This is a genomic window from Aliinostoc sp. HNIBRCY26, assembly GCF_050235535.1.
GTDB lineage: Bacteria > Cyanobacteriota > Cyanobacteriia > Cyanobacteriales > Nostocaceae > Trichormus.
On record NZ_CP189852.1, the window covers coordinates 1,977,775 to 1,993,235 of the forward strand.

Genomic DNA, 15,461 nt, shown 5'->3' on the forward strand with positions numbered 1-15,461 from the left:
ATTATTCAGCATCATGATGAATGGTAAATGTTGACATAAAATCACCTGAATTGCCACTTTTGAGTGCGTCAAAAGTACCTTTAATTGTGCCAGCAATAGGAACAGCTACCAGAGTTCCCAATAAACCTGCAATTTCATAACCCATCAAAATAGCGACGAAAATCCAAATGGGATTTAGTCCGATGAAATTGCCAAGTAATTTGGGAGCTAATAAATTATCTTTAATTTGCTGCATAAATATTGCTGCTATGGCAACTTGTACAGCTAACCACCAATTTTGTAGTAAGACTAAAATAACTACTGTCCCAATACCAAGGGCTGCACCAATAAAAGGAATCAGTTCAGAAATACCGATGAGGATAGCAAATAATAAAGCAAAAGGAACTTTGAGAATCAAAAAGATTGGGGTGAGGACTACTGTCATAAACAGTCCTAACAACAACTGACTGAGGAAAAAGTTTTGAAAATTCAGTTGCAAAGCCTTAGCAAAGGGAATTCTGAATTTAGATGGTAGAAGATTGATCAGACCGTACCAGACGCGATCGCCATACAGTAGCATATAAAATGCCAACACCACCACCAAAACAAAATTCAGCAATCCTGAAAGTAACGTTCCCGCTACTCCTACTGCACTTGAAGCTAACTGCTGAACTAAATTTTGAATACTGGCGTTGATTTGACTAGTCAACACTCTTAAATCAATAGGTAAACGTCGCTGTTTAGCGATCGCTTCTAAATGTACTAGATTCGCTTGACTAGCACTTAACCAATCAGGAATTTTATTTAATAATTGAATAGTTTGGTCAATCAGCAAGGGTACTAGAGTCACCCCCACAATCACAAATAGAGTTAATGTAACCAGCAGAACAATAATTACAGCTAAAGTGCGAGAGATTTTAGCCCTTTCAAAAAATTTCACTGGATAATTCAGCAAAAAAGCTAAAATCGCCGCAAAACTCAAAATAGTAATAGGGTTTTGGAAGTAACGAAAGAGTACAGATAACAGCCAAACGTTCAGAGCGACAATTGGGCCACCCAGACCGTAGAATAGTAAACTTTGAAGGGATGCCGAACGGCGTATCTGACGCAATCGATACTCCTTAGTCAATAGTCAATAGTCAATAGTCAATAGTCAATAGTCAATAGTCAATAGTCATTAGTCAATAGTCAATAGTCATTAGTCAATAGTCATTAGTCATTAATACTTCTTCTCTCTTGTCTCCCTTGTTTCCCTTGTCTCCCTTCTCCTACACCACCCCAATACCCTAATCTCATAAGGAAGTACATTAACGATGGACAGAACAATAGCTGATCTTCGGAAAGATTATTCTTTAGAAGGTTTGAGTAAAAACGAAGTTGACCCCAATCCTTTTATACAATTTAAAAAGTGGTTTGAGCAGGCATTAGCTGCCCAACTTCCCGAACCTAATGCTATGACTCTGGCCACAACTACACCTGATGGTAAACCATCGGCAAGAATGGTGTTGTTAAAAGATTTTGATGAAAGGGGTTTTGTCCTCTTCACCAACTATAACAGTCGTAAAGGACAAGAATTAACAATCAATCCCCAAGCGGCTTTAGTCTTTTGGTGGGCAGAATTGGAACGTCAAGTCAGAATTTTAGGGCGTGTTGAGCGAGTTTCCGCAGCAGAATCAGATTATTATTTTGAGACTCGTCCCGCTAAAAGTCGTTTAGGTGCATGGGCTTCAGAACAAAGTCAGGTTATCCCTAACCGAGAATTTTTAGAACAGAGAATGCAGGAATTGCAGTCTAAATACGAAAATCAAGAGGTTCCCCGTCCCCCTCATTGGGGGGGATTTCGAGTGATCCCCAGCGAAATTGAATTTTGGCAAGGACGCTCTAGTCGTTTACACGATCGCTTGCTTTATACTTTCACAGAGAATGGCAATTGGCAAATTGAGCGTTTATCTCCATGAGTGCTGATTACTCAGCACTCAACTTTAATCGGGGATCAGGCATATAGTTATATCTCAGGTATATGCCTCCCCAAACGAACAAGATAATTAATAAGCCACCAATTCCTAAAGGACTAGGTAGCCAGAATACTACTTCAATGTGATTCAGTTCACCAGGTTGGAGTTGCCATACTAATTGCTGACCTTTTTTCTCTGGCTCAATGGCGGTTTCTGAGACTGGTATACTTTTAGCACCCCAAGGAGTATTGAGGGCAAATTCTAAATTGAGAATAGAACCAGTGTCAGCCATAACGTTGCCTTTACTGCCAATTAAAGCCAGCGATCGCAAGTCTAAATCATAAATTAATTTATTCCTGACTGCTAAGATAAAGTTATTTTGGAATAACAATAAATTAGACTCAACTTTGGGTATGTCTGAGCTAGATTCTGTGCTTTCGGGTTCAGCCTCTGGTTGATTATTTGAGGTAAAAAATTCATTAAATTTAGTCTGCAATTCCTGCCCATTACTAAAAGGAATTGTTACCACAACTTCTTCCCTAGAAATGCGTTTAGCTTTACCGTCTAGTTTACGAGCGCGGTTTTCGATACTATTTAACCATTCATAAACATAATCACCGCTAAAACTAGTCAGTCTTTGTTCTAATCTAATGTGTTGTATGAGTTCACCACTATTAGAATTATGGAAATTCACCCCAATATCATACTGAACACAGCCGGATAATAGTATTGATATAGACAATACTAAAGGCAAAATTTTACGCCCATTAAATGGCAATAACTTGAATAGTCGAATTAACGATATTAACCATTTTAAAAAACTAGAATAATTCATTAAATATACTCCTCCTGAAAATTAAATAAAAATCCAACCTCTTCCCAATCCCCAGTCCCCAGTCCCCAGTCCCCTAAATTCCCTGCCAAACCAAATAAGAAATTGTTAACCCAATAGCAACTAATGCCACCCAAATAAAGCGATTATCTTTAGTATTGACCTGACTTAGATCAACAAATTCTTTTTCTGGTGGTTTACGTTGAGTAGATGGACGCGGTTTGGGTGCTATGCGAATTTTGGCTTCATTATCTGATATTGCCGCCAAATCTGGAATTTCCGTCATCCAATTACTAGGTCTTTTCAATTTTGGTGCTTGCAGGATGTAAACTAACCTGCGTGCTTGATCGCGGGTTTCTGAGTGAGGATGACGACGGAGTTGTTGACACAGTGCGATCGCATCTTCTGTACGTCCGGCTGCTTCATAGGCTGTGACTAACCAAATCTCAACTTCACCCCCTAAACGGGAATTACGTTCTAATAAATCCCTGGCTTTCTCTAGATTTTCTACAGATTCCCGATATTTGCCATTTTCAAAAGCAATTTTACCGGCTTGGTATCTAGTTTTAGCTAGTTCTAAACTTTCTGTATTCACCACGATTTACCCACCAATCAGCACTGCTTTCATTTTGCCAAGTGTCCTAATCTTCTTGGAATCTTTATTAAACCTCGGCAATTTTCGACTCAAGAAACTTTTAAAATTCTATCTAAGTAAATGCCGTTATTTTCTTAATAAAAATTGAGATTATCAAAATTAGGTCAGTAAATATGCTGAAACTTAAGTATTCTCTCGGTTGTTTGGGTACAGGGTTGGCTTTAGCAATGATTAACGCCACAATTAGCCCAGCATCGGCACAACAAGTATTTGTGATTGATGGGAATAACTCTTTTGGATATAGCCAAACAACTTCAGATGGTTATTTCACCTATGGCAGTCCCTTAAACAATCGGATACCTGTACATCCCAGAACAATCAATGTGCATCCTCGAACAATCAATGTACAGCCTAGAAGTATCGGCAATTATCACCCTTATCCTCCAGTCAGACAGCAAGTAATTAATGATACTACGCTGTTTAATCCGACCTTGGTAAATCCCATCATCAATAATTCCACACTGATAAATCCGGTGATTATTAATAACTCTTGGCAACGGACACCAATCAGGCGATCGCGTGTGATTATCTATCCAGGATGGAGGAGATAGGGCATGGGGCATGGGGCATTGGGCATGGGGCATTGGGCATTGGGCATTGGGCATTGGGAATAGGTGTAAATATCTCTCTACACCCTTACACCCTTACACCCCTACACCCTTACACCCTTACACCCCTACACCCTTACACCCTTACACCCCTTTAAATCAACGAACCTAAAATCATCGTTCCAATCCCGACATCGGTGAAGATTTCCAGTAGTAGGGCGTGGGGGATGCGGCCGTCGATGATGTGGGCGGCGCGGACACCTTGGGCTAGCGATCGCACACAACAATTGACTTTGGGGATCATCCCACCACTTACCACACCACTAGCAATTAAATCTCGCGCTTCCCGAATATCAACTTTGGGAATTAACGTCGAGGGGTCTTTGTAATCTTTCAAAATCCCTCTAGTATCAGTCAATAAAATCAATTTTTCTGCCCCTAGTGCAGCAGCGATTTCTCCGGCTACTGTATCCGCATTAATGTTATATGCCTGTCCCGTCTCATCAGCCGCCACGCTAGAGACTACGGGAATATAACCATTACTAGCTAGGGTGTCTAAAATTTTGATATTAACGTTACTAACCTCACCAACAAAGCCAATACCCTCTTGACCTTGGGGACGGGCAGTAATCAAGTTACCATCTTTACCACATAGCCCTACAGCTAAACCGCCAGCTTGGTTAATTAACGCGACAATTTCTTTATTAACGCGCCCCACCAACACCATTTCCACAACATCCATTGTAGGGGCATCGGTAACACGTAGACCATTCTTAAATTGTGCTTCAATACCCAGTTTATCTAACCAGCTGTTAATTTCCGGGCCGCCACCGTGGACTAAAATTGGTCGCAAGCCAACGCAGGATAAAAAGACAATATCGCGGATCACTTGGTCTTTAAGGGTACTGTCTTTCATTGCCGCACCACCATATTTAACAACAACAGTGCGACCGGCGAATTGTTGAATATAAGGTAGTGCTTCGCTGAGAACACGCACCCGTGTGGCTTCAGTTTGCCTGATGTACTCAGTATCGTTGACCATCGTGAATAGATGTTGAGACTTACATAATTTATGCAAGTCAGTGTAGAAGACTTTTTACCCAGCCACAATGCCTTATTACATATCTTTTTTAATGGGGCATGGGGCTAATCAATTCAAAATTCAAAATTCAAAATTCAAAATTAAAGATTCTGTTCCCTGTTCCCTGTTCCCTGTTCCCCGTTCCCTAATGAGTGCTGACTAATGACTAATGACTAATGACTAATGACTATTGACTATTGACTATTGACTATTCCTCAACACACTAGGAATCGCCGCCATGATTTTGTCTACTATTTGTTCTGGTGTTTCTTCCTCGGTGATGTGAATTCTGAGATCAGCTTGACTGTAAAGGGGTGTACGCTGTTCTAGGAGCGATCGCAGTTTACTTTGGGGATCAGGGTCTTGTAGTAGTGGTCTTGTGGTGTCCTCAGCTAAACGGGTATAAAGTAACTCTACTGGCGCATCTAACCAAACAATTAAACCGTGGTGTAAGTAACTCCAATTTTCTCGCTTGAGAACAATACCCCCGCCTGTAGCAACAGTCAATTTGGTATAAGCGCAAACTTGCCCTAACACATCACTTTCCAGTTGACGAAAAGCCGCTTCTCCTTCCTCTGCAAATATCTGATTAATCGATTTTTTGGCGGACTGGGCAATCACATTATCAGTATCAATAAATCCATAACCTAGTTGTTTGGCGAGTAATTGCCCGACGGTGCTTTTCCCAGCCCCCATCATGCCAATTAAGTACAGATTAACTCCTTGTAACAAACTACTCACGCTAATTTAAAACTCCAGTTTCAGACGGCTTTTGCCTGTATGGTTTTGGTTGTGTGCTGTCAAAAGCGTCTGCATTAATAAGCAATCTTCTTTTGCAGCACTTAATTTCAAATTTTCCTCTATTAACCGTTCAGTTGTATACTCAATTAAGGCTGGAGTTGGTGAAAATCTGCCTGCTTGTTGTTCAATTAAAGAACGTTTTTGCAATAAATCTACAGCATCCAAAATTAATCTCTGGGATAGTCTTGGTGATAATCCTGGTATGATGTTGTCTTTTAGCTCACTCAGTGAAACCCAATCTTGATTGATTGCTAACCAATACAGAACATTTTTTTCGAGTTGCGACAGACGATTAAATTGCTGTTCTAAAATTAAACGCAAGTCTCCAAAGACAATGGTACGTTGGCTGATAAACTCATTGATGTCACCACCAAATAAGTCTTGAATGGCTGTGGCTGCCAATTGTAAAAATAAGGGATTACCTGCATACCAATCAACTAGTATTTGAGATTCTTTCTCTGTTAGTTGATTCAATCCCTTAGATTGGAGGATTGAGAAGCTGGCTTTTTTACCTAATCCTGTCAGTTTCCAGGAACGCACGGGTAAATTCTGCCCCTCTAATGCTGTGATTTCTGGTGTTTTCTCGCGACTAGTCAAGATGACACAACTTTGATGTTGCGATTCTCCTAAGCGTTGAATTAATTCCTGATAAATTTCATACTCTGGCTTATATTTAATTGGCAATATTAAAGAAGTCAAATCAGTGTTTTCTGAATTGGAGTTACTGTGTTTGTTGTATTGATTATTACTAACTAATATTGAGTCAAAACTATCTAAAACGATTAAACAACGGCTAGAACGTAAACAATCTATCAATAGAGATATTTTCTCATCTACTGTGTCAGCATTTTTATCCTGTTGATCGGGAGATAACAGCGTAATCAGTTGCTCTAATATCTTCTCTAGGGTAGGTGCAAGACGTAGCGATCGCCAGATAATATACTCAAAGTCCGATTGTAGCTCTTGTGCTAGCTTCACGGAAAAAGCAGTTTTCCCAATACCAGCCATGCCCAAGAGTAGCACTAGCCGACAATTATCTTCTAAAACCCACTGTTTAATTTTTCCTAGTTCTGTTGTTCTACCTTGAAAATTACTGACATCAACAGCAGCACCCCAATCAATAAGGGCTGTAGATTGAAATTGAACTAAGTTATTTTCTGGTTCTTTGATAGTTTTTCCATTGCCATTAATGGATTGTAATTGCAACTTATCTTTTTTATACCCTGCTTTTTCCAGTAAATAAGTTACACGACTCCAATTTTTGACTTTAACAGAGTTTCCAGCTTGATTACTTAACATTTCTTCTATATATTTGTAGAGTCCGTTAGATAAATAAACTCTCACGGTGCTACTACTACGACTTTGATACACTACACTAGCAATTTCTGCTGGACTACATCCACAAAGTAAGCCTCTCAGAAATTTTTTTTCTACAGGAGTTAATGCCTTACCTTTAGTTGATGCTAAATCGATGTATAGTTTTTCTAACTCCCAATTCTTTCCCGCTTCTAGAAATACCTCTATTTGATTGGCATCAAATGTTGTCATTACTGTTCGCTATGTATTTAATATAACCTTGGCAATATATTAGCGACTCTTCCATAAAGCCAGAATAAATCAGAGATAAATTTCTAACGAATTTCCTAACTTTTGTTAGGTGACTAAGCAGTTACTTATTAGGTATGGTTGGCTTAATAGAAAATTTATAAAGTTTGTTTGAAACTTTAAGTGAAACACTGCCGTCATACTTAATTACCGTTGCTCTATCTTTTCACAGAATGTTTCACTGGTACATTTTACTGAGTTACTTACAGTACAAAATCAAGAAGTTACACCCAAGTTAAAAAGTATGATTCCTAAGTGGTAAAAATCCCAGGATTTATCAGTGGAATCTGTCCGCAATTTCAGGTCTACCAAGGAAAGTTCTGAATCAGACTTTCGATAAAATCTCCAATTATTTTACAGTCTGTAATTCGTGATATTTGCCATTAAAGGTGTAAAAAATGACAGTTTTACTCAAGACATCAAATAATTCTATTCATCAGTTTGAGGTTTAGAGAATACTGCATATTTTCCAGTTATTAGACCGAATGTATTAATGTGGTGTGAATGAGGCATCAACCATGACTCGAATTCGTGATGTTGTGCAACAAGCTTTAGTAACTGGCTATCTGACGGTTGAGGCAGAAAATCAACTACGCTATCTATTAACTACTAGGTATGACATCGAAGATTTAAATGCCTTTATGACTTTGCAAGAGGCTGCCATGAACGGTAATGTTAAGCAAGAATCTCGCGAGCTTTGCCAAAAAGGTATGAGGCTTGAATATTGAAGGGATTAAAGCCCAGTACCGTAATTTGTTCAAATTGCCTCATTTACGCGGTTGATCGTTTTCCCAGTTATCATCTTCAAAGAAACTCCAATCATCATCCTCTTCACTGTTGACCTCATCGTTAGTGGGTTGTTGATAAGGGGGAATGATGACTCGGTAATCAGCATCATAAACTGATTCAGCTTTCCCTGCGGCGGTGTTTTTGGGTTCGCGGTAACTATAGGAGTAGGTAGAACCAGAACGAGAAACTTTGTTGGGTTGCTGGGGACGTTCGTAACCAGTGGAGTTGCGTTTTGGTTCGTTAACAGAATTCGCTTGGGGTGATGGGGTTGGTTGCTCATCAAAATCCCAATCATCATTAGCACCCTCATTTGCCCAATCGTCAAATTCTTCGTCAAATCTCTCCCTGTTGCTAGACTCTGGCTGGCTTTTAGGTGGAGGGGGTGTTGATGGTTCAGAGGTAAATTGTTCGCGCTTGTTAGTTGTGTTACGTCTAGCTGTTGTTGAGGGAATTTGTTGACTAGGTTCAAAATAATTAGACAGCCTAAACAAGCTAGTAATCAATAGAGATGTGCCAGCACCAGCAGTCATACTAAACAAAATCCACAACGCCAAAGGTAACGACTGGCTTCGCATACCCAAAAAAACTAGCGATAGCACAGGCGACCAATTTTGAACTAACAACAGCGTTAGTCCTCCCATGATTGCTATTAACAGAATTAAACGAATTACAGCCATAAATCTGGGGATTGGGGACTGGGGATTGGGGATTGGGGATTGGGGATTGGGGATTGGGGATTGGGGATTGGGGATTGGAGACAAGGTAGAATTTGTTTCCCAATTCGGCACTAACCATCAATACTAACTACTAACCACTCATTACTCATTACTCATTACTCAGCACTCAGCACTCAGCACTCATTACTCAGCACTCTTTTACTTTTAACTCATTTATTCCCTTCCCAGCGTTGTATGGGTATGCAGTCGATGTCTAATTGATCTAAGGCACGCGCTACGACAAAATCAACTAAGTCTTCAATGCTTTGTGGGTTGTGATACCAGGCGGGAATTGCTGGGACAATGCGAACTCCGGTTTCTGCTAAGGTGGTTAAATTTCGTAGGTGAATCAGGCTAAATGGGGTTTCACGGGGGACAACAACTAATTTGCGTCCCTCTTTGATGTGAACGTCGGCGGCTCTTTCTAGTAAGTCGGAACTCAAACCTACGGCTAACTTAGCAACGGTACTCATACTGCAAGGAATGACAATCATTCCCAAGGTACGAAAAGAACCACTGGCGATGTTGGCTCCGACGTTACTCCAAGGGTGACAACGCAAGTTACCTGCTTGGGGAACTCCGGCTTGTTCGCGCCAGAATTGCTCCTGTTGATTTGGTTCTGGGGGCATCCGAATATCCTGTTCGGCTTGCCAAACCATGTAACTTGATTTAGAGGCGACTAATTCAACTTCATAGTCGGCCTCTAGGAGATATTTAAGGGTACGAACGGCGTAAATCAGACCAGATGCGCCTGATACGCCGATAATTAGGGGTTTGCTATGATTTGTCACCGTTAGTTTATGAGAGTGCTGAGTTGTGAGTGCTGAGTGCTGAGTTTTGAGTGAGTTTTGAAGTTAGTTAGTAATTTGGTAGATGCTTTGTTGCTTGTGGATGTTCAATTTTTCCACAAGATGCTTTTTGAATAGCCGATTTACTCAACACTTTCAACTCAGCACTTCGCACTTGTTGACTATTCCTCAGCATAAGGGTCTAAATCATCGGCTTCAAGGTCGTTGGCTAGGTAGATATCCGAAATATCACCATTTACACCACCAACTCCTAAGCCTTTGACTAAACCATCGCTACCTACGGTAACTAAATCTATTTGCTGACGGTAGTAATCGACGCTTTTAACTTGGACGGAGACGCGATCGCCTAATCTATAGGAAGCGCGATTTTTTCTGCCAAATAGGGCTTGTTGTCTGGCGCGGTATTCATACCAGTCATCTTTGAGGGAACTAACATGAACTAGTCCTTCTACCCGTAAGGGTACGCCGGGATTAGTCTTCACTTCCGCATCTCCAGAGGGAACTTCAATTTCCACAAAGAAACCATAGGATTGCACGCCGGTAATTACACCTTGAAAAACTTGCCCGATGCGCTGTTTCATCAGTTGGGCTTTTTGCAGTCCGGCTAAGTCGGCTTCGGCTTCTTGGACTTCTTTTTCCCTGTCGTTGATTTGGACAATTACCCTGGTTAAATCGCTTTGCAGTTCTTGCTGCAATTCTGGGGGGAGGACGTTCCAGTTAATTTCTGTGTGGCTGGAGGAATGGCGCAGGTTAACCCGTTCTTTGACACGGGTGTTGCGGCGATCGCGTCCGTGTTCTAGTAGTTGATAATACACTCTTTGTATGAGTAAATCGGGGTAACGCCGCAGGGGTGCAGTGCAGTGAATGTATTGCGGGAGTGCTAACCCAAAGTGACTTCCCTGAGTGGTACTGTATACCGATGGTTTGAGGGTATCTTGCAATAGATAAGTCAACACTTGCTCTGAGGGGGAGTCAGCAAAGGCTCTAGTCAGGTGTTGGTAATCTAAAGGTTCAATTTCGACTTCTGGGTCTAGTGCTAATTCTACGCCCAAGTTAATGGCTAATTTGAGCATTTCCTGTACGTCTTCGGCATCGGGTGTACCTTGAGTCCGCCAGATGGCGGGAACACCCAAAGCATTTAAATGCACAGCCATTAATTCATTCACCAACAGTACAAACTCGGTGAAGAGCGATCGCACTGGGGAATCATCCACCACTACAGCCCCTAAAATCCCTTCATCGAAGTAGGGGTTTTGAGTGGAGGGGAGATTTAACTGCAAGCTACCACGGGCGAGGCGGGCTTGTCTCACACTTTGGGAAATGCTGACTAAGTTGTGTAATAGTTCGATGACATCGGGAGATTCTTTTTTCACTTCTCCCGCTAATACCCCTTCAGCTTTGGCTTTGGTCAAGGCTGTGTCTACGTGAATTACACTCGGTTGGATTTCCCATTCCAAGACGGCACCAGATTGAGCCGAGAAGGTGATTAAAAAGGAGATGGCTAGGCGATCGCTTTTTGGAACTAGGGAACAACGCTCTGCCACAGAATCGGGTAACATGGGCAACACCAAATCACCCAAATATACTGAACGACCCCGTTTTACGGCTTCCCTGTCTAAAGCTTCGTCAGGTTGGATATAGTGGGAAACATCGGCGATGTGAAAACCTAATTGCCAGTTTCCTGCCACAGTTTTTTCTAGACTGAAGGCATTTTCTACTACCTTCTGGTCATTATTTACTTCCGTAATAGCAAGCGTAAATAAATTACGTAAATCCAGTTTATTTTTCAGGTCAGCCTTGAGCAGCCGTTTGGATAACTTAGAAGCTGCATCGAGGATGGCATCGGAAAAAGTCCGAGATAAATCGTGTTTACAGGTAACTAAATCTATATCAGCTGCGGCTTCTGCGTCACTACCGAGAATTTGTACTACCCGACCGACGGGGGGATATTGGGCTAAAGGATAACGCAGCACTTCCACATGGGCGAGGTGGTCGAGGGCTTCCTCTAATTTCATGCCGTTAGTTAAGATTTTTAACTCAAACAGCAACCGATCATCTAGGGGAACAGCGCGAAAACCACCGTCTACTTGTTTAATCCGGGCGAGTAGAGTGTGATTAGAACGTTCTAAAATTAACTTAACTTCCCCTTCTGGGGAACGGCGACGACTACCTTCTTTCAGGACTCTGACTAAAACGCGATCGCCATTCCAAGCGTTACTCAAATGACTTTCACGGATATAAATATCCTCAGCCCCTTCGACATCTTGAATCGCGAAGCAAAAGCCCTTACTAGAACAACGTAGTTTAGCTTCAATTAGACCTTCTTCTGTAATGCGGCGATACTTACCCCGTTCCTTTGCCAATAGCCCAATTTTCTCCAACACCTCCAAGGTGATGTGGAGTTTTTCTAAACTTTCTTCGTCCTCGCAACCGAGTTTTTTTTCCAAAACTTTGCGAGCTACCAATTTATCATCGGTGAAATTGGCAAGGAGTGTAGCGATTGAAAATTCCATGCAGTGAACCGACCTTTGGTCAAAACATCATGTTGGTGTAATCTGGTTCTTTGCCGTATGCCCTCACGGACTACAGTATATTAGCTGGAAACGAATTGCCTCAAGGGCGTGTTCCCGACATTCTCATCAAGGTTCATCTACCCAGCAGGGAAGATGCGTTTTAGCTACTCAGTGCTGAGTTGTGTTAACTGTAGCAGGGCGGTTAGCAGACGCTGAGTTTTGAGTTGAAGTAGAAAGCATTCAACAGTGTCACACTTAGTGAATGCTTGACCTTTGGAGAAAAAATCCTCTTACGGAGAGAAGATTTTTCTCATCAGTAGCTTTTCTAATCAACACTCAGCACTGTTCATCAGATGATCCGTGTAGCTGGCTTTCCTGGAGAGTACACTCTCAAAGCACTTCTCACTGCATAACCATTTCAGAGTTAATCTAGGTTTGAGTACCTTCATCGAACCCAACTTATATGAAGTAAAGCTGACAAAAAGTTTTCCCGTTAGTGTTAATTACGCAACTGATTTTGAGTCTAGTGTGGTAATGAGTCGCCGCATCACCCAAAAAAGTGCCACATAGGGGAAACTACAGGTGTTTTGTGGTCGAGGTTGAGGGTACTTTTGCGTGATTTGCCTCTGATTTTTTACTGAAAAAAACTGCCGAATTACCCAACTTGTCCGTATGAAGAATCAGTAACAATCAGGTACTAGGCTAAGTAGCAGTGAGGAAGAACCATTACTCCATTATTGTAGATTTAGAGCGTACTTCCAGAAAATAGTTCTGGATCTCGAATTGGGTAATTAGTATAGCATTAATAGTCAAGGCACTGAGAATAAATGAACTATGATCATCCCATACACTAGCAAATGCTACAGCTAGATCAATCTGAGTAGAGCGATCGCCTCTAGAATACCAAGTTGTTACTCATGATTTGGCAAACAATCCTCCCTCAGCTTCTCCACCACTAAAATAGAAATATTAGCAACACCAAGATATAGTGGTCTAATTGTATTCATCATATTTTCCACCCACTCAAAACTTAGTGGCTGTAAAGTTAAAATACATTTACTAAACCATCCAAGACAAAATTAATTCCACTCACTCAGATTTATTTTCTGAAGAGAATAATTTACTTTCTGGCAGTGCTAAAAAGTCTGGTTGTGTAAATTCCATGAGTTTTCACTCCATAATTTTCTAGAATTAGATTTGGTAGCAGTATTATGTTGGCTCAATTCCAGAGCTTGTATCCCAACGGCAGTTTAGTTTCTGAATTAGTAGAAATTTTTCAGGGAAAATTTATTGTTCGCGCCAGCGTGCAGATAGAAGGTGTTACCCGTGCTACAGGTATGGCAGCCGCCGAAACCATAGAAGCGGCTGAAGACCAAGCCAGAACGCGCGCCTTAATGGTGTTAGGAATGACCAGTACACCACAAACATCAGTACAAACTGTCTCAACACCTACTCCACAATCAACAGCACAGTTTCAGCCTGTCAATTCTCCCATTCAGGAATCTACAGTTTCCTCAGTTACAGAAAATCACGCTGATAGTAATCACTGGTCACTCACTCACAATGAAACTGCGGTGAAAGTTGATACACCTATTCCCAGTTACAACCCAGAGATTAGTTTCCCAGCATTGGAACTCAGTGCCATCATGGAAGACACACCACCAATGTCTATTCCAGATGCAGAAAATTTACCTTTAACGGATCTTCCTCCCAGCAACGTTACCCCCTTTACACCGCGTAATTCTCATCCCCCAGAGAACGTTGCACCAATATCTGGAACTGGGAAGAAAAAGAAAAAAGCCGAACCCGTAGATTTATCTGATGTCATAGCTAAAACCGATGTAGAGTTGCAGCGACTAGGCTGGACACCAGAACAAGGAAGAGAGTATTTAATTACAACCTACGGTAAACGCGGACGCACTTTACTAACAGAAGAAGAATTACACAGTTTTCTCAAATACCTAGAATCGCAACCTGATCCCATTGCAGGATTCTAATCTCTTCGTCAATAAATCTTTATTCTTTACTGTAGAGACGTTGCATCCAACGTCTCTACATCTATTTAGCGTTAGCGAAACTTCATAGAGAATTGGTATAAGGGTGTAGAGGTTAATTAAACGATGACTCGCTGGTTAGTCTAAGAATTCAAAAGGGGAGGGGAAAACTTAATTTTCCCCTTCCCCCTTCTCAGTAAAAAATAGTTAACTGTTAACTGTTAACTGTTAACTGACAACAGCTACCGGACGACTACCCGCCGAATGACGGTCAATTACTTGGTCAATCAAGCCGTATTCTTTGGCTTCCTGTGGTGACATAAAGAAGTCGCGTTCGGTATCGTCTGCAATGCGCTCAAGTGGCTGGCCGGTATGTGCGGCTAAATACTCATTGAGTTTTTTCTTGTGGTAGAGAATTTCCCGCGCCTGAATTTCAATATCAGTAGCTTGACCTTGTGCGCCGCCTAGAGGTTGGTGAATCATAATCCGCGAGTGGGGTAGACTCATCCGCTTACCTTTCGCGCCAGCACTCAAGAGAAAAGCACCCATACTTGCAGCCAGTCCAGTACAAATAGTACAGACATCAGGGCGAATCTGGTTCATAGTATCGAAAATCCCCATGCCAGCTGTCACCGAACCGCCAGGAGAATTTATATACAAATAAATGTCTTTTTCTGGGTCTTCCGCATCCAGGAAAAGTAATTGAGCCACAATCAAGTTAGCTATGTTGTTGTCAACCTGTTGACCCAAAAAGATAATTCGCTCACGCAACAGGCGTGAGTAAATGTCAAAGGCGCGTTCACCGCGACCTGATTGTTCAATGACGATAGGAATAGTCATGCAGCGTACTTGTAGCTATTTTAAATTCCATTTTATCGATGACAACGGCTGATTGTGGTCTTGAATCAGGGCGTAGAGGTATGGATATCCGTCTGAAGCTACAGATTTTTTCGACTATCCACTAGCGCGCTTCTGTGCTGGGGTAGATGCTAATCATCTTTACAGGCACTTTTTATAGTGAGAGTACGTCCAGGGAAATGTGCTGATAAATCGTGATTTTGTGGGGTCAAATATCTCATATTTAAGATTTTTTTAGCTTTTTATCAGCAAAGATACTGTTTATTTTGTGTAAATCCGGTAAAACAAGGTGACAGGGTGTAGTTAAATTCGCCGAGCCTAATCGC

General features: G+C 41.5%; 14 protein-coding genes. 4 read left to right on the forward strand and 10 right to left on the reverse strand.

Annotated features, from left to right (window positions below; all coding sequences use genetic code 11):
* Nucleotide 1: 1 nt before the first annotated feature.
* Nucleotides 2-1,081, reverse strand: coding sequence for an AI-2E family transporter (locus tag ACQFX9_RS08385; RefSeq protein WP_427162836.1), 1,080 nt, complete (start codon nt 1,079-1,081; stop codon nt 2-4).
* A 211-nt stretch (nt 1,082-1,292) separates the two neighbouring features.
* Here ACQFX9_RS08385 and pdxH point away from each other — a divergent pair, with 211 nt between their 5' ends.
* Nucleotides 1,293-1,937, forward strand: a complete 645-nt coding sequence (gene pdxH, locus ACQFX9_RS08390) for a pyridoxamine 5'-phosphate oxidase (protein WP_427161567.1) — start codon at nt 1,293-1,295, stop codon at nt 1,935-1,937.
* A 7-nt stretch (nt 1,938-1,944) separates the two neighbouring features.
* On the opposite strand, the gene ACQFX9_RS08395 is transcribed toward pdxH, so the two are convergent.
* Both ACQFX9_RS08395 and ACQFX9_RS08400 read right to left on the reverse strand, forming a co-directional pair.
* Nucleotides 1,945-2,769 (reverse strand): DUF3153 domain-containing protein, encoded by an 825-nt coding sequence (locus tag ACQFX9_RS08395; RefSeq protein ID WP_427161568.1) that lies wholly within the window; start codon nt 2,767-2,769, stop codon nt 1,945-1,947.
* Nucleotides 2,770-2,842: 73 nt separating this feature from the next.
* Complete coding sequence (locus ACQFX9_RS08400; protein WP_103140145.1) at nt 2,843-3,361, reverse strand: tetratricopeptide repeat protein; 519 nt, start codon at nt 3,359-3,361, stop codon at nt 2,843-2,845.
* Nucleotides 3,362-3,534: 173 nt separating this feature from the next.
* On the opposite strand from ACQFX9_RS08400, the gene ACQFX9_RS08405 reads away from it, so the two are divergent.
* Nucleotides 3,535-3,972 (forward strand): hypothetical protein, encoded by a 438-nt coding sequence (locus tag ACQFX9_RS08405; protein WP_427161569.1) that lies wholly within the window; start codon nt 3,535-3,537, stop codon nt 3,970-3,972.
* A gap of 151 nt (nt 3,973-4,123) precedes the next feature.
* Here the strand turns inward: ACQFX9_RS08405 and argB are convergent, their stop codons facing one another.
* The 3 genes from argB to ACQFX9_RS08420 all read right to left on the reverse strand — a co-directional run bounded on the left by argB (nt 4,124) and on the right by ACQFX9_RS08420 (nt 7,399).
* Nucleotides 4,124-5,011, reverse strand: coding sequence for an acetylglutamate kinase (gene argB / locus ACQFX9_RS08410; RefSeq protein WP_236143903.1), 888 nt, complete (start codon nt 5,009-5,011; stop codon nt 4,124-4,126).
* Between the two features lie 240 nt (nt 5,012-5,251).
* Nucleotides 5,252-5,791, reverse strand: a complete 540-nt coding sequence (locus ACQFX9_RS08415; protein ID WP_427161570.1) for a shikimate kinase — start codon at nt 5,789-5,791, stop codon at nt 5,252-5,254.
* A 6-nt stretch (nt 5,792-5,797) separates the two neighbouring features.
* Nucleotides 5,798-7,399 carry an NB-ARC domain-containing protein gene (locus tag ACQFX9_RS08420; RefSeq protein ID WP_427161571.1) on the reverse strand — a complete coding sequence of 534 codons (1,602 nt, stop codon included), beginning with the start codon at nt 7,397-7,399 and terminating at the stop codon, nt 5,798-5,800.
* 575 nt (nt 7,400-7,974) lie between these two features.
* On the opposite strand from ACQFX9_RS08420, the gene ACQFX9_RS08425 reads away from it, so the two are divergent.
* A complete protein-coding gene (locus ACQFX9_RS08425; protein WP_236143899.1) occupies nt 7,975-8,184 on the forward strand; it encodes a hypothetical protein in 210 nt (69 codons plus the stop codon).
* Between the two features lie 39 nt (nt 8,185-8,223).
* On the opposite strand, the gene ACQFX9_RS08430 is transcribed toward ACQFX9_RS08425, so the two are convergent.
* The 3 genes from ACQFX9_RS08430 to ACQFX9_RS08440 form a co-directional block, all read right to left on the reverse strand.
* Nucleotides 8,224-8,922: a LapA family protein gene (locus ACQFX9_RS08430; RefSeq protein ID WP_427162837.1), complete on the reverse strand. Its 699-nt coding sequence runs from the start codon at nt 8,920-8,922 to the stop codon at nt 8,224-8,226.
* A 209-nt stretch (nt 8,923-9,131) separates the two neighbouring features.
* On the reverse strand, nt 9,132-9,752 hold the full coding sequence (locus tag ACQFX9_RS08435) for a flavin prenyltransferase UbiX (RefSeq protein ID WP_427161572.1): 621 nt from the start codon (nt 9,750-9,752) through the stop codon (nt 9,132-9,134).
* Between the two features lie 179 nt (nt 9,753-9,931).
* Nucleotides 9,932-12,283, reverse strand: a complete 2,352-nt coding sequence (locus ACQFX9_RS08440; protein WP_427161573.1) for a ribonuclease R family protein — start codon at nt 12,281-12,283, stop codon at nt 9,932-9,934.
* Nucleotides 12,284-13,494: 1,211 nt separating this feature from the next.
* Here ACQFX9_RS08440 and ACQFX9_RS08445 point away from each other — a divergent pair.
* Nucleotides 13,495-14,280 carry a hypothetical protein gene (locus ACQFX9_RS08445; RefSeq protein ID WP_427161574.1) on the forward strand — a complete coding sequence of 262 codons (786 nt, stop codon included), beginning with the start codon at nt 13,495-13,497 and terminating at the stop codon, nt 14,278-14,280.
* A 225-nt stretch (nt 14,281-14,505) separates the two neighbouring features.
* Here the strand turns inward: ACQFX9_RS08445 and clpP are convergent, their stop codons facing one another.
* On the reverse strand, nt 14,506-15,117 hold the full coding sequence (gene clpP, locus ACQFX9_RS08450; RefSeq protein ID WP_427161575.1) for an ATP-dependent Clp endopeptidase proteolytic subunit ClpP: 612 nt from the start codon (nt 15,115-15,117) through the stop codon (nt 14,506-14,508).
* Nucleotides 15,118-15,461: the final 344 nt, after the last annotated feature.